1 protein-coding gene and 2 pseudogenes are annotated in these 818 nt (G+C 54.3%); all 3 read right to left on the bottom strand.

Going from position 1 to position 818, the window contains the following annotated elements; genetic code table 11:
• Positions 1 to 162, bottom strand: a pseudogene (locus ACUU1I_RS20895) (IS66 family transposase); the annotation flags it as partial.
• Between the two features lie 19 nt (positions 163 to 181).
• A complete protein-coding gene (gene tnpB / locus ACUU1I_RS20890) occupies positions 182 to 529 on the bottom strand; it encodes an IS66 family insertion sequence element accessory protein TnpB (protein WP_000631709.1) in 348 nt (115 codons plus the stop codon).
• A pseudogene (locus ACUU1I_RS20885) lies at positions 526 to 818 on the bottom strand (IS66-like element accessory protein TnpA); the annotation flags it as partial. The pseudogene ACUU1I_RS20885 and the gene tnpB, both read right to left, overlap by 4 nt.

Genomic DNA, 818 nt, shown 5'->3' with positions numbered 1-818 from the left:
CTGGCCGAACAACATACGACGCAACCTGTCGAGTTGCGCTTTCAGCCGTTCAATTTCCTGCTCATAGCCCGCGACCTGACAGGCATACTGTCGAAGCCGACTCTGTTGCTTACGCAACATGGCTTTAAGCAGCTCAATATCATCGGGGAGTTCATTGTTCATTCCCTTGTTTTATCACGGGTTATATCCGGATGCCAGGCCGTTCTGTCCGTTTGGGATGTTGCCACGCGATCCCCTCCAGTAGCATGGATAACTGAGCTGGCGTCAGGTGCACTTTCCCTTCCCGGGTCACCGGCCAGACGAAGCGGCCCCGTTCCAGGCGTTTGGCGAACAGGCATAACCCGTCACGATCGGCCCACAGTATTTTCACCATTTTGCCACTGCGGCCCCGGAAGACGAAGATATGCCCGGAGAACGGGTCATCTTTCAGCGTGTTCTGCACCTTCGAAGCCAGGCCATTGAAGCCACAACGCATATCTGTGATGCCAGCGATGATCCAGATTTTGGTACCGGTCGGCAGCGTTATCATCGGATACCCCCTTTCATTTCGCGGATTAGCGCCCGTAACAGTTCCGGAGTGAGAGGGTCAAACAGTTTTACCACACCTGATTTAAGATGCAGCTCGCACCGTGGGACGTTTCCGGGAGCCCCCTCAGGGCGCTCATCATGCTTGTTACGCCAGAAGGGATTTGTAACTGGTCTGGTCGGCTCCGGCGTATCAGTCAGTGCCACCGGGACAGGCATGCATTCCTGTATGTCATCATCGCTCAGTAAGCCGTCCTCGTACTGGCTTTTCCATTTAAACAGCAGGTTATTAT

Source organism: Shigella sp. SIG3, assembly GCF_053555855.1.
The sequence above is the reverse complement of the archived record's forward strand: the minus strand, read 5'-3'. Positions and strand labels throughout refer to the sequence as shown.